Source organism: Mucilaginibacter sp. (assembly GCF_039921305.1).
GTDB lineage: Bacteria > Bacteroidota > Bacteroidia > Sphingobacteriales > Sphingobacteriaceae > Mucilaginibacter.
In genome coordinates, this window is record NZ_JBDSCA010000081.1 from 43,128 (window position 1) to 67,339 (window position 24,212).

Genomic DNA, 24,212 nt, shown 5'->3' on the forward strand with positions numbered 1-24,212 from the left:
TGCTAAGTAATTAGTTTTAAGATGCCTTTACCGGGCTCTTTTTTACGATCTCAAAATTACGATAGTTTTTGATCTCCGCCTCATGGCTTTCGAGCGAATTTACTACGGCGCCTTGGGGGCCCTCGTTGCACCAATCCAGAAATAATTGCATATTCCAATCGTCGGCTTCGGCTTCTATGTAAACGCCGCCATCGGGTTGGTTGCTAATTATGCCTCTAACGCCCAACTGATCGGCCACGGCTTTGGTTGAAAAACGGTAGGATACATCCTGTACTTTTCCCTGGACTGTTATATTTAAATGTTTGATTGCCATAAAAGCCTATATCTGTTGGTACAAATATAAGCTTAGTTATGTTTTGTAGATAATAAGCTTATTTAAATTAAACGCCTAACCTTAGTTTGAGGAGTGATCTTTAAGCCATCCAACCCGGTTATTAAATTCAAGCCGGGTGTTTTACCAACTTCGATGCTTCCTTTGTCTTTATCAATGCCTAAAAATTTGGCGCCATTTAAGGTTGCCCAGGGCAATATCTGCTCAAAGCTCAAACTACTGAAGTTTTGCTGAATGGTGAGCATCTCGCTTAAGATGCAAAGTTTGTTGTTTGATGCCAGGCTATCGGTGCCAATGGTAATGTTGAAGCCGTGACCGAGAAACAGATCGATCTTAGGTAGCTGATCTTCGATATACAAATTAGCCTTAGGGCAAAAACACCAGTTTATTTTTCGATCAAAGCGTTTAACAAAGTAGATATCTTTTAAGTTGGTGAATGTATTATGCACCAGCAATATATTGTGTTTATTGTTTAGCAGAGGCACCATGGTTTGGATAGAGTTGCGTGCCTGCGGGCGAAAGAAGGAGATATCGATCTTAAAAAAATTGTACAGATCAACAAAATCGCCCATTTTGTAGCGAAACAGTTTATTTTCTTCGGCGCTCTCCTGGTTGTGGATGCTGATGATATTGGGCCGCTCGTTGGATAGTTTGTTGATGTACTTAAATAAATCTTTACTTACCGAGTATGGGGCATGCGGCGTTATTGATGTTGGGAGCGCTTTGAATTCGTCGCGTAAAGCCAAAGCATTGTTATAGATCTCGTGCGCCTTATCGGGAACAAAACCAAACACTTCGATAAAGGTATGATAGTATATTTTACTTTTATTTTTGATACCGATACTGACTGATGAATTTGAAATATCGCCAACGGCAACAATTCCATTTGTGTACATTTCATCGTCGGCGGCCTGCGCGGCAGCCAGTATAGCATCTGCCTGTGTACCATTGCGTTGGCCCTGAACTTCTTTAATAAAACTAACTAACCCGGTTTTGGGCGCAATTTTATTTTTTAAGTGTGATAGCTCCACATGGCAGTGGGCATTTACAAAACCGGGACAAATTACGCCCTCCAGTTTTTCTATTTTAATTGAATTATGATCAGGTTTTGATAGTCCGTCGTCAACGGCTATGATTTTTCCAGCATCATCTACTGTTATTATTCCATTTTTTATCGGATCGGCATTAACAGGAAAAACGTAATCGGCTATAAATTTTTTCATTAACAGTAAATCAATGCCTCATTTTACAAATCACACAACTACTTTAAGGTAATACTATTAACTCAAAGTAATGTTTTGACTTATTTCAATAAAAACATTAGTCGCAAAAAGATAGATTTTTAAAAATAGTTAACTTTGCACTACAATGCAAGAAAACAAGATTGATATCCGTAGCTTAAATCTGGAAACGTTACAGAAACACTTTCTACAATTAGGGGAAAAAAGTTTCAGAGCAAAACAGGTTTACGAATGGCTTTGGAAAAAATCCTGCTTTTCTTTTAATGAAATGAGCAATCTTTCTAAAGAACTCCGCCAAAAACTTGAAGACCAATTTACAATAAATAATGTAAAAGTAAATACTTCGCAGTTCAGCGCGGATAAAACTATAAAAAATTCTTTTGTTTTGCACGATGGACACCTGATTGAAGGTGTATTAATTCCGATGGACGACCGGATGACGGCCTGTGTATCATCACAAGTGGGTTGTAGTTTGACCTGTAAATTTTGTGCTACAGGCTATATGGAGCGTAAACGCAACCTCAATCCGGATGAAATTTACGATCAGGTTGTTTTGATAGACCAACAGGCCCGCCAAAACTATGACCACCATTTAACAAATATTGTGTACATGGGCATGGGCGAGCCCTTGCTTAATTACGCTAATGTTTTAAAATCGATAGAGCGCATTACTGCGGATGATGGTTTAAACATGGCGGCAAAGCGGATCACGGTATCTACCGCTGGAATAGCCAAAATGATAAAAAAACTGGGTGACGATGAAGTTAAGTTTAACCTGGCCCTATCATTACATGCCGCTAACGACAAAAAGCGTAACGAAATAATGCCTATTAATGAACAAAACACATTAAAAGCCTTAGCCGAAGCTCTTAAATACTACTACGCTAAAACCAAAAACCCGGTAACCTACGAATACATTGTATTTAACGACTTTAATGACGAGATACAGGATGCCGTTGAGTTAGCCGCGTTTTGCAAGCACCTGCCCTGCAAGGTTAACATTATTGAATATAACCCCATATCTTTCGCCAGCTATACCAATGCCACTGTAGATAAAATTGAGGCTTTCGCTGATTATTTGCGCAGACAAGGTATTACTACCAATGTACGTCGCAGCCGTGGTAAGGATATTGATGCCGCTTGTGGGCAGTTGGCTATTAAGGAAAAAGAGAAGGTTTAAAGTTAGTCTGGAAGATGGGAAGTCCGAAAGATTTCGCATGGTTTTTGTTAAATAAATTCTTTATTTTTGAGATATGGTGATTGAAAGAACAAATAAAGAGATCATATTCCGATTGCCGGTTGATATCGATATCGCCGGATTGCAGCGCATTGTCGATTATCTTAAATACAAAGAAACCATCCTAAAGAGCGAAGCTAACGAAGAGCAAGCGAATGAATTGGCTGACGAATCTAAAAAACGCTGGTGGGCTGAAAATAAGACACGTTTTATTAAATAGTGAAGTTAGTTATTGATACTAACATTGTATTTAGCACCCTGCTAAATCCGAGTTCCACAATTGGCGAGATCTTAATGAATGTTCAAGACCGGATTACATTCTTCGCTCCTGAGCTTTTAAAAGAAGAACTAAAAAGGTACTCATCAAAAATAGCATCTTATACAAAGCTAAATCTATCTGATTTAGAGAACATAAAAGCACTGATATTCTCGAATATTACTTTTTGTTTCAGAAGAATTAATCAGTGAGCAATCGTGGATAAAAGCATATGAGTTAACTAAAGATGTTGATGAGGACGATACCCCATTTGTAGCATTGGCGATTGAACTTAGCACAAACCTTTGGACAGGAGATAAAGTATTATTGAATGGACTATCGGCCAAAAAATCAGAGATAATTATAACTACATCTGATCTGAAGACACTTCTGAAATAATTTCAATACACACAACTATTGTCTTTCAAAAATTTATTTCTTCCTACCCGAAGGAAGTTGATTTTATTCTCGTCAAATTAGTGTGATCAAATTTACAGATTGACGGACGAACAACTTTTACACGATTTACTTATTGGTAATGAAAAGGCTTTCAGGCTTTTGGTTGATACCTATAAAAATATGGTGTTTAATACTGTATTGGGTTTTATCCAAAACCGGGATGATGCCGAAGACGTAACCCAGAATGTGTTTATCCGGGTTTTTGAAACTGTGAGTGGCTTTAAACAGCAATCGAAACTGAGTACCTGGATCTATAGGATAAGCGTGAACGAGAGCCTTGATTTTATACGGAGTAGGAACCGGAAAAAACGATGGGCTGTAATTACCAGTTTGTTTGGCAGCAATAATGAGTTGCTGCACCAGGCCGGGCATAATGACCATCCGGGTATTATTACAGAGAATAAGGAGAAGGCAGCGATACTTTTTGAAGCGATAAATAAACTGCCTGATAAACAAAAAACGGCTTTTTTGCTGCAGAAAACACAGGATTGCAGTCAGCAGAAAATTGCGGAGATCATGCAAATAAACGAGGGTGCGGTAGAATCGCTTTTAACAAGGGCTAAGGCTAATTTAAAAAAATCACTGATCAATTATTACACAGAATGAAAGCACAAAAAAACATAGAGGAACTGGTTGATGAAACTTTAAACACCCTTAACGGGATACAGCCTGTTGAAGCTAACAACTTTTTGTTTGGCAAGATACAGAACAGGATGCAGATGGGCAGTTGTGAGCAAGTGGCGCGGATAAAAATGTTATCGCGCTTGTCGGCAGCTTTGCTGTTGTTTATCGGTTTGAACGTGGGGAGCTATTATTTTTTATCGGGCAACAGCCAAAAACCACAAAGTGTACAGCAAAAAACTACTCCGGCCCAGGCGTTTGCTTCGGAGTATCATTTAAGCGGTAGTCAATACAATTATTAAGCGATGAAAAATTACAAATTTTGGCTGGCCATTGTACTTACGCTGCTTGTTGTGAACAGTGTGGTACTGGCCATTATGTGGTTCCACAAACATCCGGGGTTTGGATACCACCGTGATGTTCAACAGCAACCAATAATGGAACCTAAAGATATTTTGATATACAGTTTGGCCTTTACACCTAAGCAAACGATCTTGTTTGACACCTTACGTTATAAGCACAGGCAAATTGTAAATAAACTTGACGGCGAGAACCATGTTTTGCGGGATAGCTTATTTGATAACATTAAAAAGCCAAAAGCCGATACAGTGCTGATCAACGCGATAGCTAAACATATAAGCGATAATCAATCGCAAATTGAAAAAGCTACGCTGTATCATTTTAGAGAAGTACGTGCAATTTTAACACCTGTACAACAAGGTAAATTTGACGGAATTATAAGCGATGTGTTGCAAATGATGGGACGGCCCGGACCTCCGCATGGTGATGGTATGCCAACGGCAAGAGATGGTAAGAACGAGATGCGAAACCCAACTCCGGGTGACAGAATGCCACCAGGACGAGACAGACACAGGAGGCATTTTGGACCACCACCCGAAGGCATGCCACCGCCACCTGTGGATAAAGATGGCCATCGCCCACCTCCGCCAGATGGCAGACCACCAAGACCTGATGGACGGCCACCATACGGCTCGCCACCGGGAGGAGGCCCACCCAATGGGCCACCAAACGGGCCACCGCCTGACGGCAGGCCACCGCAATAAATCAGGCCAGTAAAAAATAATTTCAGTTTACCCGAAGAAATTGTTTTTTGATGACATCTAATGTTGTATATAACCCTCTTGCCCCTAATGCAATGAAAATTAAACTATTCCAACCAACCGGCAGCATAGTGTTGCTGCTGGTTATTATTTGCGCATGCAAAAAGAACGCTTCGAATGATTCTTCTACCGATAATTCGGTAACGGTAACCACTAATGTTGGCGCCAGTGTTCCCGATGTTTACAAAAAGATTTATGGAGCCACTGATATTTATATTGAAGGCGATTATGTAGTGATCAAGGCAAAAAACCTGCCAGACCATAAAACACCTTATTATCAAAACACCAAATGGGCATCAACCATGTATGAGGCTTATAACGGCACCAATTCGCAATGGAGCCAAAACCCAAATACCATTGCCGAAAATGATGCCACTTACAAAATACCTTTGCACCCGGCTGTGGCGAGTACACATGTATCAACGCCTTTAGGCTCGATGGGGGTGGCAGTGAATGGCATAGCTATTTTTAACCAATATGCTGCTATGCGTGCGCCACTGACCAACGAGGTGAATGGTTTTGATCAATATGGTGGCCACCCGCAGCAAAGTGGCGTTTATCATTACCATGCCGAGCCTTATTATCTAACTACTAAAAAAGGCAAGGACGCGTTGATAGGCTTTTTGTTAGATGGGTTTCCGGTTTATGGGCCGTTGGAAAATGGCAAAACCATTGCCAATGCCGATCTTGATGTTTATCATGGGCATACCGGGGTTACTGCTGACTATCCATCCGGAATTTATCATTACCATATTACCTCTGCTGATCCTTACATTAACGGGAATGGATTTTATGGCACACCGGGAACAATATCTCAATAAGATAATTCTGTTGCTACTGTTAGTGTCTATGCTGCCGGCTTGTAAAAATAGTCCGGTGAGTATGGGGCGTGTGGTGATGAGCGATATCCGCCTTAAACAGAAACTGGGATTTTTATATTTAAAAGGTGTGCCGTTTACCGGAAAAACTTATGAGTTATATGATAATGGGGATACGGCTAAAACGATATGTTACAAAAATGGTAAAGAAGATGGCTTAACCCGCTGGTGGCATCCCAATAAACAACTGGCACAGGAACGCTTTTTTGTGAATGGCTGGAAACAAGGCCTCCATAAAGGTTGGTGGCCCAACGGCAAAATACAGTTTGAGTATCATTTTGTGAACGATGAATATGAAGGCGAAGTAAGGGAATGGTTTAATAACGGGAAAGTTTCCCGGGTATTTCACTATGCTGCAGGGCATGAGGCCGGGAGCCAGAAAATGTGGTGGGAAGATGGCAAAATAAGGGCCAATTATGTGATAGTTAACGGTGAAAAATTTGGCCTGTTTGGGCAAAAGTTATGTGTGAATGATATTAAAGGTTAACATCATGAAAAAGGGTATTCTATTTTTGATGGTATTATTATCGGCTTGCAGCCCTAAAAAGACAGAGCAGGCGACTTTGCCTTATTTTGACACACCCGATTTTACACCTATCTGGCTAAACAAAAATACGGATGCCTACCAAAATCTGCACACCATACCGGCGTTTAGTTTTACCGATCAGGATGGGAACAATGTATCGGACATGACGGTGGAGAATAAAATCTATGTAGTCGATTTCTTTTTCACCCGTTGCGGCAGTATTTGCCCTAAAATGACCACCAATATGGGTAAGGTTGCAAAGGCTTTTTCAAAAGACCGGAATGTGATGATGCTTTCGCACTCGGTTACACCGGAGCTGGATAACGCGATGGTGCTTAAGAAATATGCCGAAGTTAAGGGCATCAAAAACCCGAACTGGCATCTGCTTACGGGTGATAAAAAGCAGATATATGACATTGCCCGCAAGGGCTATTTTGCCGATAATGCCATTGGGTACAACAAAGACGCTTCTGAGTTTTTGCATACCGAAAACTTTATTCTGGTTGATAAACACCGCCATATTCGTGGGGTGTATAATGGGACGATTGATTTTGAGGTTGATAATTTGGTACGGCACATTAAGTTGCTGGAGCGGGAGGCGGATTAATTGATTGGTGCATTATGATGAATGATTATTGCTTGCGGTGAATCTTTCAGAAGATTTCTCTCTCGTTCCCTGCCTGCCGGCAGGCAGGCTCTTTCGAAATGACATCCCTTTTATAATAAATATTCTAATCTCTTCTTTATCTTAATTCAATCTGCTACTTTCATGCTGATGAATAGGGTTAGTACTTACCTGCACGATTTTATTGCTTTGATATTCCCGGAATTATGCCAGGCTTGTGGTGGTAGTTTGGTGAGTGGGGAAGACGTGATTTGTATGAATTGTGTGTATGATATGCCTTATACCAACTTTCATCAACAACCGGATAATGTGGTGGCAAGGCAGCTTTGGGGGCGTATTGAGTTACAAAACGTTTACGTGCTGCTTTATTTTAGCAAGGGCGGCAAGGTGCAGAATATGATGCACCAATTTAAATATAAGAATATGCCACGTATTGGTAACCGACTGGGCGAAATTGCGGGGAAACAATTGTCTATTACAGACCGGTTTAAGAATATCGATTATATTATCCCGGTGCCTTTGCATCCGCGGAAGCTAAAACAGCGGGGTTATAATCAGAGTGCTCAGTTTGCCGAAGGGCTGGCTGTTAAGATGAACGCCGATGTTGAATTGGGTAATTTGATCCGCTTAAAGCATACGGATACGCAGACTAAAAAATCGAGATTTTCGCGATATGAGAATATGAAGGACGTGTTTGGTGTATTGTATCCCGAAAGACTAGCGGGCAAACATGTGCTGTTGGTTGATGATATTATTACTACCGGATCAACTTTAGAGGCTTGTGGTTTGGTGCTACTTGAGATACCCGGCTTAACTTTGAGCGTAGGTGCTATCGCATATGCCGAATAGGTTGCGAATGGTTAAAGGTGAATAGTGAGCGGAAACTTGTGAATTAAGGCAAAACACCTCTTAACAATAACTACTCACCATTCACAACTCGCTAAACTACTCCTTCGAGAATTTGCTGATCTTATCGTACAGTGTTTTTGGATCGAATGGTTTGAGCATGTAGTCGTTCATGCCTGCTTCGGCTATCATATCCATCTGATCGTTGAGCATTGATGCTGTTAGGGCTATGATGGGTAGCTGCTGCGAATAGGCATCGGGCCTTGAGCGGAGTATTTTAGTGGCTTCCAGGCCGCCCATTATTGGCATGTGGATGTCCATTAATACCACATCGTAATTAGGGTTGGCTTCAATTTTGGCGAGGGCCTGTTCACCGTCTTCGGCAAATTCGGCATTGACATCCCATTTCTTTAAAACCTTATCAATCAGCAATCTGTTGATATGATTATCGTCTACTACTAAAACGTTCAATTTCAAACCTATTCTTACTTCGTTAACACTTTTGTTTAATATAATTTCACCTTTATCAAAGGTTATGCTGAACCAAAATTTTGAACTTTGGCCATATACGCTTTCTACGTTGATGCGTGAATCGTGCAGTTCAACCAAACGTTTGGTAATTGCCAAACCTAAACCTGTACCGCCGTATAAACGGGTAATGTTGGCATCGGCTTGTTTAAACGACTCGAATACGGTATTTATTTTATCGGCAGCAATACCTATACCTGTATCTGATACTTCGAAACGAATGCGAACCTCTTTGTTGGTTTGCTCAATTACTTTCAGATCGATCACAATGCCGCCCTCTTGGGTAAATTTAAGCGAGTTGCCCACCAGGTTTAACAAGATCTGACAGATGCGGGTTTTATCGCCTTTGATGAATTGCGGCAAGCTTTCATCGATCTTTGTTTTAAGATAAATGCCTTTGGCCTGAGCTTTAAACTGCATGGAATTTACCACACTGTTCACTAACTCGCGTATATCTACGTTTATCTTTTCGAGTTCTATGTTGCCTGTTTCTACCTTGGTAAAATCGAGTACATCGTTGATCAGCGTCATTAAATTCTCGGCCGAAAACTTGAGGATACTTAGGTTTTCCTTTTGAGATGGGTTAGGATTATCATCCATGAGCAAATGGGAAATGCCGATAACCGCGTTCAATGGGGTACGGATCTCGTGGCTCATTACAGAGATGAACATATCTTTTGCCCTGTTAAGTTGCAGAGCTTCTTCTTTGGTGGCGATAAGCTCCAGTTCGGCTTTCTTTTTGGCGGTGATATCGATGATAACTTCTACATATTTATCGATGTTACCATTGGCATCTAAAATGATGGAGTTGATGACGGAGATCCAAAGTGGTTGTCCGTCTTTGCGATAGATCAACAGATCGACCTCGAAAGATTGTTTGGCCTTTGAAAGCTCACGTGATTTTGAGATGATGCTGATATCTGTTAACTCGCCGCGCAAAACATCGCCCAGGTGATTATCATGAACATCGTCAATGCTATAGCCGGTAATTTTTTCAAAGGCTTCGTTTATCCACATCACCTTGTTATCGGCATTGCTGATTACCACACCATTGCTCACTTTGCTGGCTACTAAAGATAGTTGCTCCAGATCGGCAAGCATTTGTTTTTGATCCGTAATATCGCGCCCGCTGGCGTACCATCTTTCGTCTTTGGCAATTACCGACCAGCTTACCCATTTGATCTCGCCGCTTTTGGTTACAATACGGGTTTCCAGATCATACGCTTTTTTATGGCTCTTTAACCCTTCTTCAACAACATGCAACACGCGTTCGCGATCTCCGGCGGGGAAAAAGTACCAGATGGGATGACCAATGGACTCTTTGGGGGTAAAACCCAGTATCCGGGTAACCGAATCGTTTATGAGCTCAATATTAGTATCCCGATCCATGATACAGTGGATCTCGGGAGAGTTATTGAACAGGTTATAAAACTCGTTATGAAGTTTTAAGGTTTCTTCGAGTTCCCTTTTTTGCTTGCGCAGGGTTAAGTGCGATATCACCTCGCGCGAAAGCGTGGTTAAGGCATCGCGCTGCTCAAAAGTAAGTTTGCGCGGGATGCTATCGATAACACATAATGAACCTAAATGATGTCCATCGTTATCAATCAGCGGCGCGCCGGCGTAAAAGCGGATGTTAGGTTCGCCGGTTACCAGTACATTATCTACAAAACGCTCGTTAAGCAAAGCATCGGGCACTTCCATTATCTCATCACCCAAGATGGTATAACGGCAAAATGCATCGGTGCGCGGAGTTTCGTTTACCTGGAAGCCCACCTTTGATTTGAACCACTGACGATCGGTATCGACCAGAGAGATCAACGCTATTGGGGCTTCACAAATATAGGAGGCTAACCTGGTAATGGCATCGTAATCCTTCTCGGGAAGAGTATCCAATACCTGATAAGATTCGAGCGCAGCAATGCGCTCAACCTCATTATCAGAAATAGGATTGCGATCTAAAACCATTATAGGTACTAAAGTTAATCATATAACGGAAACTTCGCCGTTAATTCGTTAACTTTTTTACGTATTTTTTTGATATTAGGTTCGCTATCTGGCGATTTCAATACAGAATCTATCAATTCCACAATTTTTTCCATTTCTTTTTCCTTGAAACCACGGGTGGTAACCGCCGCGGTACCTACACGGATACCCGAAGTTACAAACGGCGACTTATCATCAAACGGAACCATGTTTTTGTTCACGGTGATATCAGCCTTAACTAAAGCATTCTCGGCATCTTTACCAGAGATGTTTTTGTTACGCAGATCTAAAAGGATCAAGTGGTTATCTGTTCCGCCCGAAACGATGTTGTATCCCAGTTTAATAAATGCTTCGGCCATGGCTGTGGCATTCTTTTTAACCTGTACAACGTATTTCATGTAGCTATCGCTTAAAGCTTCGCCAAAGGCGATGGCTTTTGCAGCGATGATGTGTTCTAAAGGGCCACCTTGTGTGCCAGGGAACACGGCAGAATCTAACAATGCCGACATCATTCTGATTTCGCCTTTTGGAGTTTTTAGTCCCCATGGATTTTCAAAATCTTTGCCCAGCATGATCATTCCACCACGCGGGCCGCGCAGGGTTTTATGTGTTGTTGTAGTAACAATATGGCAATGCGGAAGCGGATCTGTCAATAAACCACGGGCTATTAAACCAGCCGGGTGTGATATATCGGCTAAAACCAAAGCGCCAACTTCGTCGGCCACTTTGCGAATAAATTCGTAATCCCAATCACGTGAGTATGCTGATGCACCACAAATGATCATTTTTGGTTTTTCTTTTAAGGCTACAGCGCGCAGGGCATCGTAATCTATCAAACCAGTTTCTTTTACTACGCCGTAAAAGAATGGCTTATATAATTTACCGGAGAAATTTACCGGAGAACCGTGTGTTAAGTGACCACCATGCGACAGATCAAAACCTAAAATTTTATCGCCAGGGTTTAAGCAAGCCAGCATAACGGCCGCGTTAGCCTGAGCACCAGAGTGTGGCTGAACGTTTGCCCACGCGGCATTGAATAGTTGTTTGGCGCGCTCAATGGCAATGGTTTCTATCTCATCAACTATTTGGCAACCGCCGTAATAGCGTTTACCGGGTAGGCCTTCGGCGTATTTATTGGTTGCTACCGAACCGGCGGCTTCCATAACCTGTTTGCTTACAAAGTTTTCTGACGCGATAAGTTCCAAACCTTCTTCCTGGCGTTGTAACTCTTCTTCAAGTAATTCAAAAATAAGTTTGTCTCTTTTCATTGGGGGTTGAATTATGCGGCAAAGGTAACCAAATTTTATTTGGTTTGGGATATTTGGGGTGGAAATTCGGGGTAAGTTTTACACTTTTTTGAAAGATATTAACATGTTGTTTGGTCGGCTAATATGTGGTGACTGCAACACGGTCTTGCATAGTTCCCGCTCATAGCCGCGGGGGCTTAGGTTTCACAGGCCTGAGCTATGCACAATCAAGAGGCCCTTCCCGGCCGCACAGGCTTACACGTTCTCTCCGCTTTTGGCCGAAGCTGCCTGCTGACGAGAGAAGAGGGGTTTGATTAAATTTACAAATACCGATAGGTTATTGGATCGCGTGGTGAGATTTGCATAACTGCTTTTCTCCGTGCGGTTGCTTCGTTCCTCAGCAATGACACAGTTTGAGAAGTTGATCAGCAATTATGCCTTCGGCGATATCCAGAAATTATTGTAGCCTAAGCCTATTTGGATATCAACCAATTCTTGCTGGAGCATTTCTAATACGGCGAGGAAGTTGTAGACGAAGTGGACACGATTTTCGGAGTTTTTTCTCATCGCATCAAAATCAAGGCGGAGGTTAATGGAGAGTAAGGCCGCGATGGCTTTTTTTTGTTTTTCGATGGTGTAGGGGTATTGTATTACGGTGTGCTTTACTTGGCGGGTTTGGGTTTTGTAGCGTGACATTACCCGGCTGTAAACGAGCATGAGTTTATAGAGGTCGAAGCTTTCGAGTTCTTCGCCGGGGGCGGCCAGGTCGGCAACGGCTTCCATGTCGAGATGGATATAGCCTCGTTTTTCTTGTTTCAGACGTTCCTCTTCCATGGGTTTAAGCTCTTCGCACACTACTTTGAATTTTTTGTATTCGATAAGTTTACGGATGAGGTCTTGCTTGAGGTCGATCTCATTGCCTTCTTCGTCAAGTTCGTATCGTGGCAACAGCATTTTGGCTTTGATGCGCATTAGCGTTGCGGCTACAAAGATGAATTCGCTGGCGAGTTCCATGTTGAGGCTGTTCATGTGGTGGAGATAATCGAGAAAATCGTCGGTTATTTTGGAGATGGAGATTTCGTGAATATCAAGCTCATCCCGCTCGATGAAGAACAGGAGCAGATCGAACGGGCCTTCGAACTGGGGTAGATGAATTTCGAAACTTTCTTCGGCCATGACAGGTTCAAAAATAACGGAATTTGCGGGATTTTTTTGTATCTTTAAGGTTAAGCGGAGCGCAAAGCGTATGGTGATAATTATTGGGTGGGACGAGTTGAAATTTTCTTACTTTATCCCCCCCTCGCAAGCTTGGACGCTTACGACTGTTGGTGTTCAGGCGTAGACGCCTGAACAGGCGGTGAATTTATTGGGAAGTTATTTTTCAATACCCATAAATACCCATGTTTTATTACTCCGGTTATTGGAGTTATCGGTAATGAAATTAACCTGAAAGAAATGACATCGATTTGTGTGGATTTTAGGCAATAAATAGCTTAATTTGTATCTTTATTTTACACGAGCATAATTAATGAAAGTAACTGCGGGAAACTTACTGCAACAAATAAACTACCCTTCTGATTTAAAGCAACTTAAACCAGAAGAACTTAAACAGCTTAGTCAGGAACTTCGTCAGTATATTATTGACATTGTTTCGGTTAACGGGGGCCACTTTGGCGCCAGTTTGGGTGTGGTGGAGTTAACTGTTGCCCTGCATTATATTCTAAATACCCCTTACGACCAATTGGTTTGGGACGTTGGCCACCAGGCTTACGGTCATAAAATATTAACCGGCCGCCGCGATGTTTTTGACACCAACCGTATACATGGCGGTATTAGCGGCTTCCCGAAAAGGAGCGAAAGTGAATATGATACTTTTGGCGTTGGGCACTCTTCTACTTCAATTTCGGCGGCTTTAGGTATGGCTGTGGCATCGCACTATAAAGGCGAGAACGACAGGCAGCACGTGGCCGTTATTGGCGATGGCTCGATGACAGCCGGTTTAGCGTTTGAGGCTCTGAACCATGCCGGTATTGAAAACAGCAACCTGTTAGTTATTTTGAACGATAACAATATGGCTATCGACCAGAATGTGGGTGCGCTGAAAGAATATCTGACTGACATATCGACCTCAAGGCCTTATAACCGTTTTAGGGACGATATCGCCAGTATGCTGGCGAAGATATCATCGTTCGGGCCGGATGCGTTTAAACTGGCCAAAAAGATTGAGAAGAGTATTAAGGGTACGCTACTGAAAAAGAGCAACCTGTTTGAATCGTTACAATTTAGATACTTTGGCCCAATTGACGGGCACGACGTAGAACATTTAGCGGGTGTGCTGAAAGATTTGCGTGATATACCCGGCCCTAAACTATTGCATTGCGTTACTGTAAAAGGTAAAGGTTATGCTTTAGCCGAAAAGGACCAAACCAAATGGCATGCTCCCGGTTTGTTTGATAAGATAACCGGCGAGATTAAAAAAACGGTTTACGAGAAACCACAGCCACCTAAATACCAGGATGTTTTTGGCCATACCATAGTTGAATTGGCCGAGGCTAACTCCAAAATAATGGGTATTACCCCGGCTATGCCTAGCGGATGCTCGTTAAATATTATGATGAAGGCTATGCCTAACCGCGCTTTTGACGTGGGTATTGCCGAGCAGCACGCGGTTACGTTTTCGGCCGGCCTGGCTACGCAGGGCTTGGTACCTTTTTGTAACATCTACTCCAGTTTTATGCAACGGGCATATGACCAGGTGATACATGATGTTGCGATACAAAAACTGAACGTTGTTTTCTGTTTGGATCGTGCCGGTTTTGCCGGCGCTGATGGTGCAACACACCATGGCGCTTACGATCTGGCTTATATGCGCTGCATACCGAACATGACGGTAAGCGCGCCAATGAATGAAGAAGAATTGCGTAACCTGATGTTTACTGCCCAGCAGGAGAATATGGGGCCGTTTGTGATACGTTACCCGCGTGGTAATGGTGTGATGGTGGATTGGCAACGGCCTATGAAAGCCATCCCGATAGGTAAAGGCCGTAAGATTTGTGATGGTGAGGATGTTGCCGTGTTATCTATAGGCGCCATTGGTAACGAGGTTGTAAAAGCTTTTGATGCGCTTAACGCTGATGGTTACCATCCGGCGCATTATGATATGCGTTTTGTTAAACCACTTGATGCCGCTTTATTGCACGAGGTTTTTGCTAAGTTTGATAAAGTGATTACCGTTGAGGATGGTTGTTTACAAGGCGGTATGGGAAGCGCTATTGTTGAGTTTATGAGCGATAATAACTACAAGGCCCAAGTTATCCGGTTGGGTATCCCCGATGAGTTTATTGAGCATGGCGAGCAGCCTGAGCTTTGGGCGGAGTGCGGTTATAATTCGATTGGAATTGCGGAGCAGGTTAGGAAGGTGGCTGTAAAGAGAGCTACTGAAACTATTGCATCGTAAAGTTGTTTGTGAAGACACAAAACAACGGCGTATACAATAACATTATAACCAACCCCTTTATTGCACTTTGTACCTGTAAACCTGCCGGCCAATATTACCATCGGCATCAATGCCTTCAATTACGGCGCGGTACGTTCCCGGGCTATCTGCATTAAAAAACTCTATGCTGGTGTTGCCATTTTTATCGGTAATAACGTTGGGATTCCAGTATATGGTGGTACGCAGATCGGCTATCCTTTTATCAGTTTTAGGATCATCATATTGAGGTGAATAAAACTGTTTAACACGCTGATAGCCTATTGGCATATAAGTTATTACGCCGGGAGCGTATTTTTGGGGTCTATAAGTACCCGACCCTCTTTTGGTTGTTATTACTAATAAGCCATAGATTGCTCTTGGGCCGTAAACAGTTATATACGCTATAGATCTCAACACTTCAATACTTTCTATAGCATCTGCATCAAAATACATTAAAAAATCAGGCTCCACAAAATTGCCATCTATCAGAATGCCCATTATACCTCCCCTGCTGATAGGCCTGCCCTGAGAATCAAAACCAACGAAACGCATTTTAGCTTCTAAACATTGTATTAAAGTGGCGCACTTTGTAAGATCATTGGCGGTAAGAATCTGATCGGCATTGCCCGGGCCATTTAAATTATCAGAGTTTTTTAATACTGGCGGCCTTTTGTCTCTGATAGAAACTTCCTTTAAAAATCCAGGTCGGGCAACTAAACCATACTTTAAAAAATCGTCATACTGCTTTCTGCTATTTTGGAGATAATTTAACATACCGCTATTGATGTTAACCTGAACATCGGCAGTATTTTTGTTTTTTGTGACCAGTTGTTTGGGGATATTATCTAATTCTATTTCGACGTTTTTACGGTCTTTAGCGGTACGCGCCTGAATCACGAATTTTATACTATCGGTAAAAATCAAATTATCAAACACAAAACGCCCCTGCGCATCAGAAGTTGTATCTGTAGCAAATACCCCACCTTTGTTTGACACCAACATCACCTTACCATTGGGGATTGGTTTGCCTCCTAAAGTTTTGATATGCCCAACAATATTTAACGACTTTTCGGTTTCGAAAGCAAGCGGGGTAAAGTTATCAGTCAGGATCTGTTTCCAGGCGAAACGGCGATAACCCTGGGTAAGCATCAGCAAATCAAGATCAGCTTTAGTTTTATCGTTGATATTAGTGAAGTAGTAATTAGGTTTTTCGATATAGCCTTTAATATCAGATGAAAGCAAAATATTTGACAGGATGGTACTTTCACTGGATTCATCAACAGACACTTTAGTTTCGTCGATAACAGATAATGAGAATATACCTGCAACCGGCTGGTCGGTTTTACCTTTTGCCTCAATGGCCAGCTTTACCTTTTCGCGGGGCATGTAAACGGCTTTTGTTGTGCTTAACATCACATTAAGGGCGGCAGGATTTTGCACACAGACTATACGCTCGTTCAAAGCCTCGCCTTTGGCATCAAACAAGGTAAATTGCACTATACCCGATGGAAAGCGGCTGCGGGGGATACGGGCGGCAAACATCATGGTTTCGAGTTTGGTTTTGGCGGCCCAAACAATGTTTCCTCCCGATTGAGCTACAAGGTTAACCTCTGCATTCTTATTTTCCTGAAAAGTGATTGGGTTTACAGATAACCTGAGCGCAATATCATCAGCATTTGCATTGTTGATACTTAGTACAAAGCCTTTATCTGCCGCGACGGGCAATTGCACCGAACCCGAACTTCCATCAGGGTAAGTTATTTTAGCGGTATACCTTCTTCCTGGTTCGGGTTGTATGTAAAACGCACCCATGCCTAAATGCTGGGTTGTGAGTTGCTCCACCTCTTTATTCTGATCATCAACTATTGTTCCTTTAACCTCTACGCCAAGGCCATCTGCGCCAACAGCTTTAAAGGCAACTTTAGAAGCTATATTGTTAACCAGATAACCGCTTTCGGGAAAAAACTGGAGATCAACCTTTTGCGATGTAGACTTAACAGGCAAAATTTTGGTTATGAGAGCAGATTTTGGATTTAAGCGTATTTGAGTTGTAACTAATCCACTTTTTGATGACTGGGCTGAGCTATTAATAAAATTTAGACGGAGATTACCGCCTGCATCGGTTATGCCTTTACCTTTTGCAACCTGTTTGTTATCCAACTCAACCTTGTAGCTTACTTCTTTACCATCGTAAGGTACGCCATCAACAGCAGCATAGTTAATTACGGCATCAACTTTTTGTTGATTTTTTTCGGTACTGTAAGTATAATTTACTTTTGTAAAAACACTATTATTAATAGCGTTACCAACTTGTATGGTTTTATCAAAAAAATATCCGTCACCGGCATTACGCATTAGGTTTGTATAAGCCCGAATGCGGTAATTGCCTTCTGTTAGTGAATCGGCCAATTGGATGCTGCCCCAGCCGGTGCCTACAGTAAGTGGTACCTTGATAGCCCTTTTTACAGAATCCTTATCGGTAACCAATTCTACGTTAAGTACGCCGCTTAAGGTAGATAATTTATGATCGCTGCCTGTTGTAACATATGCTTTGAACCAGATATCATCGCCTATCGCATAATAAGGCTTATCCAAATGGAGATAAACTTTTTCTTGCGGGCTTGCTTTTACCCATTTATCCAGTTGTATTACGATTTTTTGAATTACATCATCATCCGTCTTAAAAAAGCCGAAGAGGGCGATGGATATTATCAGTAAAAAAGAGCGGATAAGATTATTGCGATATTTCATAGGTGCGACCAATATAATATTAAATATCCTCAATAATACAGACGTAAGTGTATGGAGGAAGCTAAAATTTATTCTTCCACATCATACTTTCAACCGGTTTGGTTGTTGGGTTGTTGTATTTAGCGTTGCTTTTTGAATTGTACAGGGTTTCTATTTCGCCTTCAACTACAAAATAGATGAGCTGACCTATGGGCATACCTGCATAAATGCGTACGGGTTGGGTGGCCGATATCTCCAACGTCCAGGTGTTGCAGAAGCCTACATCACCTTTACCGGCAGTGGCATGGATATCGATACCTAAACGGCCGGTGCTTGATTTACCTTCGAGGAAGGGAACGTGGGCGTGGGTTTCGGTATATTCCATTGTAACGCCAAGATAGAGGGTGTTAGGTTGAAGCACAAAACCAGTTTTGGGGATCTCGAAATGTTCTATCTCGTTATGTATTTTGGCATCCAGCGTACGGCTGGTATAATTAGCTAAATACTTGCCTAAATGTACATCGTACGAGTTGGTTCCGAGCTTTTCGCGATTGAATGGTTCGATGATAATATTACCTTTATCTATCTCTTCTAAAATGCGTTTATCTGATAAAATCATATACTTGTGTGAATAGGCCTAAATTAGAATTATTTGATATAATTTTGCGTGTTATTTGCAATTTTACATTATGGCCATAGCCTTTAGAATGCAGGTTGATGAGGATACGGAATTTGCTCTTTGGAAGATAGAAGAGGAAGCTGCCGAACTATACCAACAACTGCAATTAAACTCCCGCGAGCAGGCTTACATTGAATCGTTAGGGAATGGAAAACGCCACCTGCACTGGCTGGGTACGCGGGTGCTTTTACGCACGATGCTCAACACCGCCGAGTATATTGATTGCCAGGTTGATGAACATGGTAAGCCTTATCTGGTTAATATGTCTTATCATATTTCGTTGAGCCACTCGTTTGATTACGCTGCTGTGATGTTGAGCAAAAGCAAACCTGTTGGTATTGATATTGAGTTGGTGAGCCAAAAAGTGGAGCGTATAGCCCATAAATTTTTAAGTAAAGAAGAATTGGCCTTAATTGAGCCGGAGCATAAAATAGAGCAGCTTTATATTTGCTGGTGCGCTAAAGAGGCCGTTTATAAATGCAATGGCCGTAAAGTGATCTCGTTTTTAGATCATATCCATTTAGAGTTACCGGGCTGGCACCAGGGCGGTACCATTAAGGCTAAGATTTTAAAAGGCGACGAGGTTAACCTGAATTATAATGTAAACTATATGCCTTTTGGTGATTATATGATTGGCTATGTTAAGGGGATGTGATGAAAAATAAACAGGTAAAAGTTGAAGACTGGGAACTTATAGATTACAAGCAAGCCTGGGAAAAGCAGGAAGAGGTATTTGCCGCAACGGTGAAGATGAAGATCGACATCCGCAACAGCGAAACAGAAAACCCGGGTAGTACTGATAATTTAAAAACGCCCAACTACCTGGTTTTTTGTGAGCACCCACATGTATATACCTTGGGTAAAAGCGGCAAGCCCGAACATTTGCTTTTAGATGAACAAGGTTTGAAAGATAAACAAGCTACCTACTACCCTATTAACCGTGGTGGCGATATTACCTATCATGGTCCGGGCCAAATTGTGAGCTATCCGATACTTGACCTGGATAACTTTTTTACCGATATACACCTATACCTGCGCACGCTGGAAGAAGCTGTTATACTAACCATGGCCGATTATGGTTTGAAAGGCGAGCGATACGAAGGCTATACCGGCGTTTGGCTTGATGCCGCTATCCCCGAAAAGGCGCGTAAAATTTGCGCCATGGGTGTACGTTGCAGCAGATGGGTAACCATGCATGGACTGGCCTTTAATGTAAACTCGGATCTGGATTATTTTAAGAACATTGTGCCCTGCGGTATTGATGATAAAGCGGTAACATCAATGCAGGCCGAATTGGGTCACCAGGTAAATATAAATGACGTTAAAAAAACCTTAAAGCACCATATTTCCGTATTATTTGAAATGGATGTGGTATGAAGGGGATGATTTTAATTTTGTTGAGCCTTGCAACTTTAGCTGGTTGTGATAAAAAACCTATGGATATTGAACAAACTACGGAGCAAACAGCAAATACGCCAACAAATTTAAAAGGGCCGTATACTTACCTGGCCTTAGGTGATTCATATACCATTGGTGAAGCTGTTGAGCTGACGAACTCGTTCCCCTACCAGCTTAAAACGAGCATGGCCGATAAAGGTTATGGAATTACTACGCCTAAAATTATAGCCGTTACCGGATGGACCACCGGTGATTTGAAAAACGCCATCGCGCAAGCCAACATAACCCAAAAGTATGATTTAGTTACTTTGCTGATCGGTGTGAATAACCAATACCGTGGCTATAGCCAAGCCGATTATCGTGCCGAATTTGTGCAGTTGCTGAATACCGCTATTGGTTTCGCAAATGGTAATAAGCTTAAAGTTTTTGTGCTATCTATTCCTGATTATAGCGTAACACCCTTCGCGGCGACGTCTTACAAAGCAAAAATAGCCAACGAGATAGATCAGTTTAACGCCATTAATAAAGATGAGAGCTTGAAAGCCGGTGTGAACTATTTGGATATTACCGGCATATCGCGGCAGGCGGCTTTTGACACATCGTTGATTGCTTTTGACGGCTTACATCCTTCGGCTAAAATGTATGGCTTATGGGTTGGGCAGTTATCTACGCAAGTGGTTGCCCAACTGGCTAAGTAAATTTTTCGGCGTTGCCACCTATCCTATAGGGTGTGTTATGGTTCAATAAGTGGAATTTTCAACTAAAACATTGAAAATCTTCTTACTTTATCCCCCCTTCAAGTTATTGAGGTTATTAGTAACCGGTTAAAATCTGACCCAGCCAGTATGATACAGGGAAGCTATGAAAGCGGATTGTCCTAAAGAGATTGCTTCGTACCTCGCAATGACGCGTGTTTAAAGATTTAGCACTCCGGTAAGCTCAATGGTATTTGTATAGCAAGGCCGCCGTCTGATGTTTCTTTGTATTTGGAGTTCATATCCAGCGCGGTTTGCCACATGGTTTTTACTACGGCATCTAAACTTACTTTAGCGTTATCGGGATTGCTTTGCAGGGCCAATTGCGATGCTGTTATGGCTTTGATGGCCCCCATGGTATTGCGCTCGATACAGGGTACTTGTACCAAGCCACCAATAGGATCGCAGGTTAAGCCGAGGTGATGTTCCATAGCTATTTCGGCAGCCATTAATACTTGCCTTTGCGTTCCGCCCAAGCATTCGGTTAATGCCGCTGCTGCCATTGCCGATGATACACCTATTTCGGCCTGGCACCCGCCCATTGCAGCAGACAGGGTTGCTCCTTTTTTGAAGATACTGCCAATTTCGGAAGCGGTTAGTAAAAACCGGATGATCTTGTTCTCGTCGTAGCCGTCGCAAAACACAATGTAATATTGTAATACAGCCGGAACTACACCCGCAGCACCATTGGTTGGCGCAGTAACTACACGACCGAATGAGGCATTTTCCTCGTTTACAGCTAAAGCGAAGCAGCTTACCCAATCCAGCGTATATTTAAAGCCGTTACCGCTTTCACGGATGGCTTTTACCCAGCTTGGGTAATCGGTATAGGTATTATTGCCGAGGAGTTTTTTGTTGAGCGCGGCAGCACGGCGATTTACGTTTAGTCCGCCCGGTAAGTTCCCTTTGGTGTGGCAGCCACGATAAAAGCACTCGTTCATCACTTTGAATATGTTGAGTACACCGTTGCGGGTTTCCTGTTCACTGCGCCAGGCGAGTTCGTTCTCCATTACCACGTCGGATATTTTGAGGCCGGTTTTGATGCACCAGTGTAGCAAGTCGTTAGCTTTTTCTATCGGGAACGGCAAATCTACTTCGTGTTTAGATGAAGCGCTTTCGCCTTCGCGGACAACAAAACCACCGCCTATGGAATAATAGGTTTCGGATACCGCCTTGCCTGTACTTAAAAATGCCTGGAAGGTTACGGCATTGGGGTGAAATGGCAGGCTTTCGTTAAACAGGAACAACAGATCATCATCTTTAAAAAAGCTGATCTGATGTTTACCGTCTAAATTCAGTTGATGATCGTTACTGATGGCATTTATCTTAGGTGTTATCTGGTTAACATCAAACGTTACCGGATCATCGCCGCTAAGGCCCAATAAAATGGCAATGTCTGTACCATGGCCCTTACCTGTTTTAGCCAGCGAACCGTAGAGTAAAATTTTGACCTGTACAACGGATGCAAGCAGGCCTCCATCCTGCAATATATTAACAAATTGCTGCGCCGCACGCCATGGGCCAAGCGTATGCGAGCTTGAGGGACCAATACCTATTTTAAATATATCGAATACGGAAATTTGTTCGCGTTGCATACATGGCGAATTTACAGAATAAACACCACATTTGTTTTTTTGTAATAAATACAATAGAGATAGCCATTGGTAATTAAATATTTTATATTTTGCAATAAATTAATCACAATAAAAACTAAACCTTAAAACATTATGGAAAACTATGGTTCAAGCGCTGCACCTATTTTTGGTACAGGAATGATCTTATTCTTTTTATTTATCTGGGTAATTTGCATTGCTGGGGTATGGAAAGTTTTCACTAAAGCAGGCAAGCCGGGATGGGCCGCAATTATCCCGATATATAATGTAATTGTACTATTAGAAATTGTAGGTAAGCCCGTATGGTGGTTTCTACTCATAATTTTTCCTTGTACATCTATTATTTTCGTTATCTGGACCTATAATTTATTAAGCAAGAGCTTTGGAAAAGAGGAAGGCTTTACTGTTGGGCTTGTACTTTTAAACCCAATATTTATGTTAATATTAGGCTTTGGTGATTCTGTTTATTTAGGCCCATCTGCAAAAGAAGCTAATGCAGCTAACCGTTTCGGCTCTAATGATTATCAACAACCAATTGATCCACAAATATAGTTCAACTATATGAACGCTATAATATTTTGCAGCCATTTGAACATGTTTCAATGGCTGCAAAATTATTTAATACCCTGCCCTTTCAAAAAATTAACCGGTATAGATTGCCCGGGATGTGGCTTTCAACGTTCTGTTATTGCTTTATTAGAGGGTAACCTTCATCAAAGTTTAGCGCTTTATCCGGCAGCAATTCCTTTGTTTATTACTACATTGTTTGTGTTATTTGATATGAAACTGCACTTTGACAAGGCACACATCATGAAGAAAATACTTTACATGGTAACTGGTAATATTATCCTGTTTTCGTACCTATATAAAATGGTTGGCATTTATATGTAAAGATTAAATTGCAGATCTGGATATTATATAGTTATAATCTTTAACCACTGTTTTTAAAAAGTCAAAATCGTTCATATCAACAGGTGTATTTAAACCAAGGTGCTCCTTTATCTTAACGGCCATATCATAAACCAGTTTACTGTTACCAGTACTTTTAAAGTTGGCAATCACATCATGGACTACCGCAATATCATTGTCAGAAAGATTATTCACTTCCACAAATAATGGCTCATAATCGCCATCAGGGGCCATAAAATACAAATCTTCCAATTCGGTACGTAGTTTAGTTTTAACTAAGGTTGTACCCGCCACTAAGTCGCCAATACGTTGTTTTTTTTCAGAAACGGCAACCGAAATAAGGGCACCGATACCTAATGTTAACCCAAAATCAACAAGTCTGAATACCCATCGCAATAAAAATTGCCCCATTGTTGGCCGTGAACCACTTATATCAACCACTTTAATTTTGATAGCATATTTACCAATGCTTTGGCCATTGAAAAAAACCTCGCAAACCAAATCATAAAAAGCAGCTACAATTGCATAAACCACACCAACAACAATTAGGGCCACAGGTATACTACCACCTGTTTGCAGGGATTGAAATGTACTTAAGAAAACTATTATACAAATAAAATAAAGTGCATATGTTATACCTATAAAAACACCCATATCAACTATACGTGCTAAAACACGTTCGCCTAAACCGGCAACCTCATAATCGATATCAATATTTTGCGATGTTCTGATCCTTACTACTTGCATATAAACA

The 24,212-nt window shown here is 41.8% G+C and carries 24 protein-coding genes; 15 read left to right on the plus strand and 9 right to left on the minus strand.

The features are described from left to right. Nucleotides 1–16: 16 nt before the first annotated feature. Nucleotides 17–313 (minus strand): acylphosphatase, encoded by a 297-nt coding sequence (locus ABIN91_RS23640; RefSeq protein WP_348054094.1) that lies wholly within the window; start codon nt 311–313, stop codon nt 17–19. A 62-nt stretch (nt 314–375) separates the two neighbouring features. Next, the gene (locus ABIN91_RS23645) at nt 376–1,554 is read right to left on the minus strand and encodes an amidohydrolase family protein (RefSeq protein WP_348054096.1); all 1,179 of its coding nucleotides are present in this window, start codon (nt 1,552–1,554) and stop codon (nt 376–378) included. Between the two features lie 145 nt (nt 1,555–1,699). Here ABIN91_RS23645 and rlmN point away from each other — a divergent pair, with 145 nt between their 5' ends. The 9 genes from rlmN (at nt 1,700) to ABIN91_RS23690 (ending at nt 8,144) form a co-directional block, all read left to right on the plus strand. Further along, nucleotides 1,700–2,752 (plus strand): 23S rRNA (adenine(2503)-C(2))-methyltransferase RlmN, encoded by a 1,053-nt coding sequence (gene rlmN / locus ABIN91_RS23650; RefSeq protein WP_348054097.1) that lies wholly within the window; start codon nt 1,700–1,702, stop codon nt 2,750–2,752. 73 nt (nt 2,753–2,825) lie between these two features. After that, complete coding sequence (locus ABIN91_RS23655; protein ID WP_348054098.1) at nt 2,826–3,029, plus strand: hypothetical protein; 204 nt, start codon at nt 2,826–2,828, stop codon at nt 3,027–3,029. A 534-nt stretch (nt 3,030–3,563) separates the two neighbouring features. Next, complete coding sequence (locus ABIN91_RS23660) at nt 3,564–4,130, plus strand: RNA polymerase sigma factor (RefSeq protein ID WP_348054099.1); 567 nt, start codon at nt 3,564–3,566, stop codon at nt 4,128–4,130. Continuing rightward, nucleotides 4,127–4,447, plus strand: coding sequence for a hypothetical protein (locus ABIN91_RS23665; protein ID WP_348054100.1), 321 nt, complete (start codon nt 4,127–4,129; stop codon nt 4,445–4,447). Before ABIN91_RS23660 ends, ABIN91_RS23665 begins: the two co-directional genes overlap by 4 nt. Before the next feature lie 3 nt (nt 4,448–4,450). Continuing rightward, nucleotides 4,451–5,209 (plus strand): hypothetical protein, encoded by a 759-nt coding sequence (locus ABIN91_RS23670; protein WP_348054102.1) that lies wholly within the window; start codon nt 4,451–4,453, stop codon nt 5,207–5,209. Between the two features lie 92 nt (nt 5,210–5,301). After that, complete coding sequence (locus ABIN91_RS23675; protein ID WP_348054103.1) at nt 5,302–6,087, plus strand: YHYH protein; 786 nt, start codon at nt 5,302–5,304, stop codon at nt 6,085–6,087. Then, nucleotides 6,059–6,631 carry a toxin-antitoxin system YwqK family antitoxin gene (locus tag ABIN91_RS23680; protein ID WP_348054105.1) on the plus strand — a complete coding sequence of 191 codons (573 nt, stop codon included), beginning with the start codon at nt 6,059–6,061 and terminating at the stop codon, nt 6,629–6,631. The genes ABIN91_RS23675 and ABIN91_RS23680 overlap by 29 nt, the downstream gene beginning before the upstream one ends. 4 nt (nt 6,632–6,635) lie before the next feature. Continuing rightward, the gene (locus tag ABIN91_RS23685) at nt 6,636–7,277 is read left to right on the plus strand and encodes an SCO family protein (protein WP_348054107.1); all 642 of its coding nucleotides are present in this window, start codon (nt 6,636–6,638) and stop codon (nt 7,275–7,277) included. Between the two features lie 162 nt (nt 7,278–7,439). After that, nucleotides 7,440–8,144, plus strand: coding sequence for a phosphoribosyltransferase family protein (locus ABIN91_RS23690; RefSeq protein WP_348054109.1), 705 nt, complete (start codon nt 7,440–7,442; stop codon nt 8,142–8,144). A gap of 96 nt (nt 8,145–8,240) precedes the next feature. On the opposite strand, the gene ABIN91_RS23695 is transcribed toward ABIN91_RS23690, so the two are convergent. The 3 genes from ABIN91_RS23695 to ABIN91_RS23705 form a co-directional block, all read right to left on the minus strand. Next, nucleotides 8,241–10,634, minus strand: coding sequence for a PAS domain S-box protein (locus ABIN91_RS23695; RefSeq protein WP_348054111.1), 2,394 nt, complete (start codon nt 10,632–10,634; stop codon nt 8,241–8,243). Between the two features lie 14 nt (nt 10,635–10,648). Beyond that, nucleotides 10,649–11,920 (minus strand): serine hydroxymethyltransferase, encoded by a 1,272-nt coding sequence (gene glyA / locus ABIN91_RS23700; protein WP_348054112.1) that lies wholly within the window; start codon nt 11,918–11,920, stop codon nt 10,649–10,651. Nucleotides 11,921–12,331: 411 nt separating this feature from the next. Then, nucleotides 12,332–13,075 carry a segregation/condensation protein A gene (locus ABIN91_RS23705; protein ID WP_348054113.1) on the minus strand — a complete coding sequence of 248 codons (744 nt, stop codon included), beginning with the start codon at nt 13,073–13,075 and terminating at the stop codon, nt 12,332–12,334. Between the two features lie 352 nt (nt 13,076–13,427). On the opposite strand from ABIN91_RS23705, the gene dxs reads away from it, so the two are divergent. After that, nucleotides 13,428–15,356 (plus strand): 1-deoxy-D-xylulose-5-phosphate synthase, encoded by a 1,929-nt coding sequence (gene dxs / locus ABIN91_RS23710; protein WP_348054115.1) that lies wholly within the window; start codon nt 13,428–13,430, stop codon nt 15,354–15,356. A 57-nt stretch (nt 15,357–15,413) separates the two neighbouring features. Here dxs and ABIN91_RS23715 read toward each other — a convergent pair whose 3' ends face one another. Both ABIN91_RS23715 and dcd read right to left on the minus strand, forming a co-directional pair. Further along, nucleotides 15,414–18,125, minus strand: a complete 2,712-nt coding sequence (locus ABIN91_RS23715; protein WP_348054116.1) for a TonB-dependent receptor — start codon at nt 18,123–18,125, stop codon at nt 15,414–15,416. Nucleotides 18,126–18,186: 61 nt separating this feature from the next. Then, nucleotides 18,187–18,723 carry a dCTP deaminase gene (dcd, locus tag ABIN91_RS23720; RefSeq protein WP_348054118.1) on the minus strand — a complete coding sequence of 179 codons (537 nt, stop codon included), beginning with the start codon at nt 18,721–18,723 and terminating at the stop codon, nt 18,187–18,189. Nucleotides 18,724–18,793: 70 nt separating this feature from the next. On the opposite strand from dcd, the gene ABIN91_RS23725 reads away from it, so the two are divergent. From ABIN91_RS23725 to ABIN91_RS23735, 3 genes are read left to right on the plus strand one after another with little or no spacing between them, the layout of a single operon-like run. Continuing rightward, complete coding sequence (locus ABIN91_RS23725) at nt 18,794–19,438, plus strand: 4'-phosphopantetheinyl transferase superfamily protein (protein ID WP_348054120.1); 645 nt, start codon at nt 18,794–18,796, stop codon at nt 19,436–19,438. Then, nucleotides 19,438–20,160, plus strand: coding sequence for a lipoyl(octanoyl) transferase LipB (gene lipB / locus ABIN91_RS23730; protein WP_348054121.1), 723 nt, complete (start codon nt 19,438–19,440; stop codon nt 20,158–20,160). The genes ABIN91_RS23725 and lipB overlap by 1 nt, the downstream gene beginning before the upstream one ends. 59 nt (nt 20,161–20,219) lie before the next feature. Then, complete coding sequence (locus ABIN91_RS23735; protein ID WP_348054122.1) at nt 20,220–20,879, plus strand: SGNH/GDSL hydrolase family protein; 660 nt, start codon at nt 20,220–20,222, stop codon at nt 20,877–20,879. 224 nt (nt 20,880–21,103) lie between these two features. Here the strand turns inward: ABIN91_RS23735 and ABIN91_RS23740 are convergent, their stop codons facing one another. Continuing rightward, on the minus strand, nt 21,104–22,531 hold the full coding sequence (locus tag ABIN91_RS23740) for an L-serine ammonia-lyase (protein ID WP_348054123.1): 1,428 nt from the start codon (nt 22,529–22,531) through the stop codon (nt 21,104–21,106). Between the two features lie 132 nt (nt 22,532–22,663). Here ABIN91_RS23740 and ABIN91_RS23745 point away from each other — a divergent pair, with 132 nt between their 5' ends. Both ABIN91_RS23745 and ABIN91_RS23750 read left to right on the plus strand, forming a co-directional pair. Then, nucleotides 22,664–23,101: a DUF5684 domain-containing protein gene (locus ABIN91_RS23745; RefSeq protein WP_348054125.1), complete on the plus strand. Its 438-nt coding sequence runs from the start codon at nt 22,664–22,666 to the stop codon at nt 23,099–23,101. Nucleotides 23,102–23,110: 9 nt separating this feature from the next. Further along, nucleotides 23,111–23,440 carry a DUF2752 domain-containing protein gene (locus ABIN91_RS23750; protein WP_348054127.1) on the plus strand — a complete coding sequence of 110 codons (330 nt, stop codon included), beginning with the start codon at nt 23,111–23,113 and terminating at the stop codon, nt 23,438–23,440. Nucleotides 23,441–23,443: 3 nt separating this feature from the next. Here ABIN91_RS23750 and ABIN91_RS23755 read toward each other — a convergent pair whose 3' ends face one another. Continuing rightward, complete coding sequence (locus tag ABIN91_RS23755) at nt 23,444–24,205, minus strand: RDD family protein (RefSeq protein WP_348054129.1); 762 nt, start codon at nt 24,203–24,205, stop codon at nt 23,444–23,446. Between the last annotated feature and the right edge of the window lie 7 nt (nt 24,206–24,212).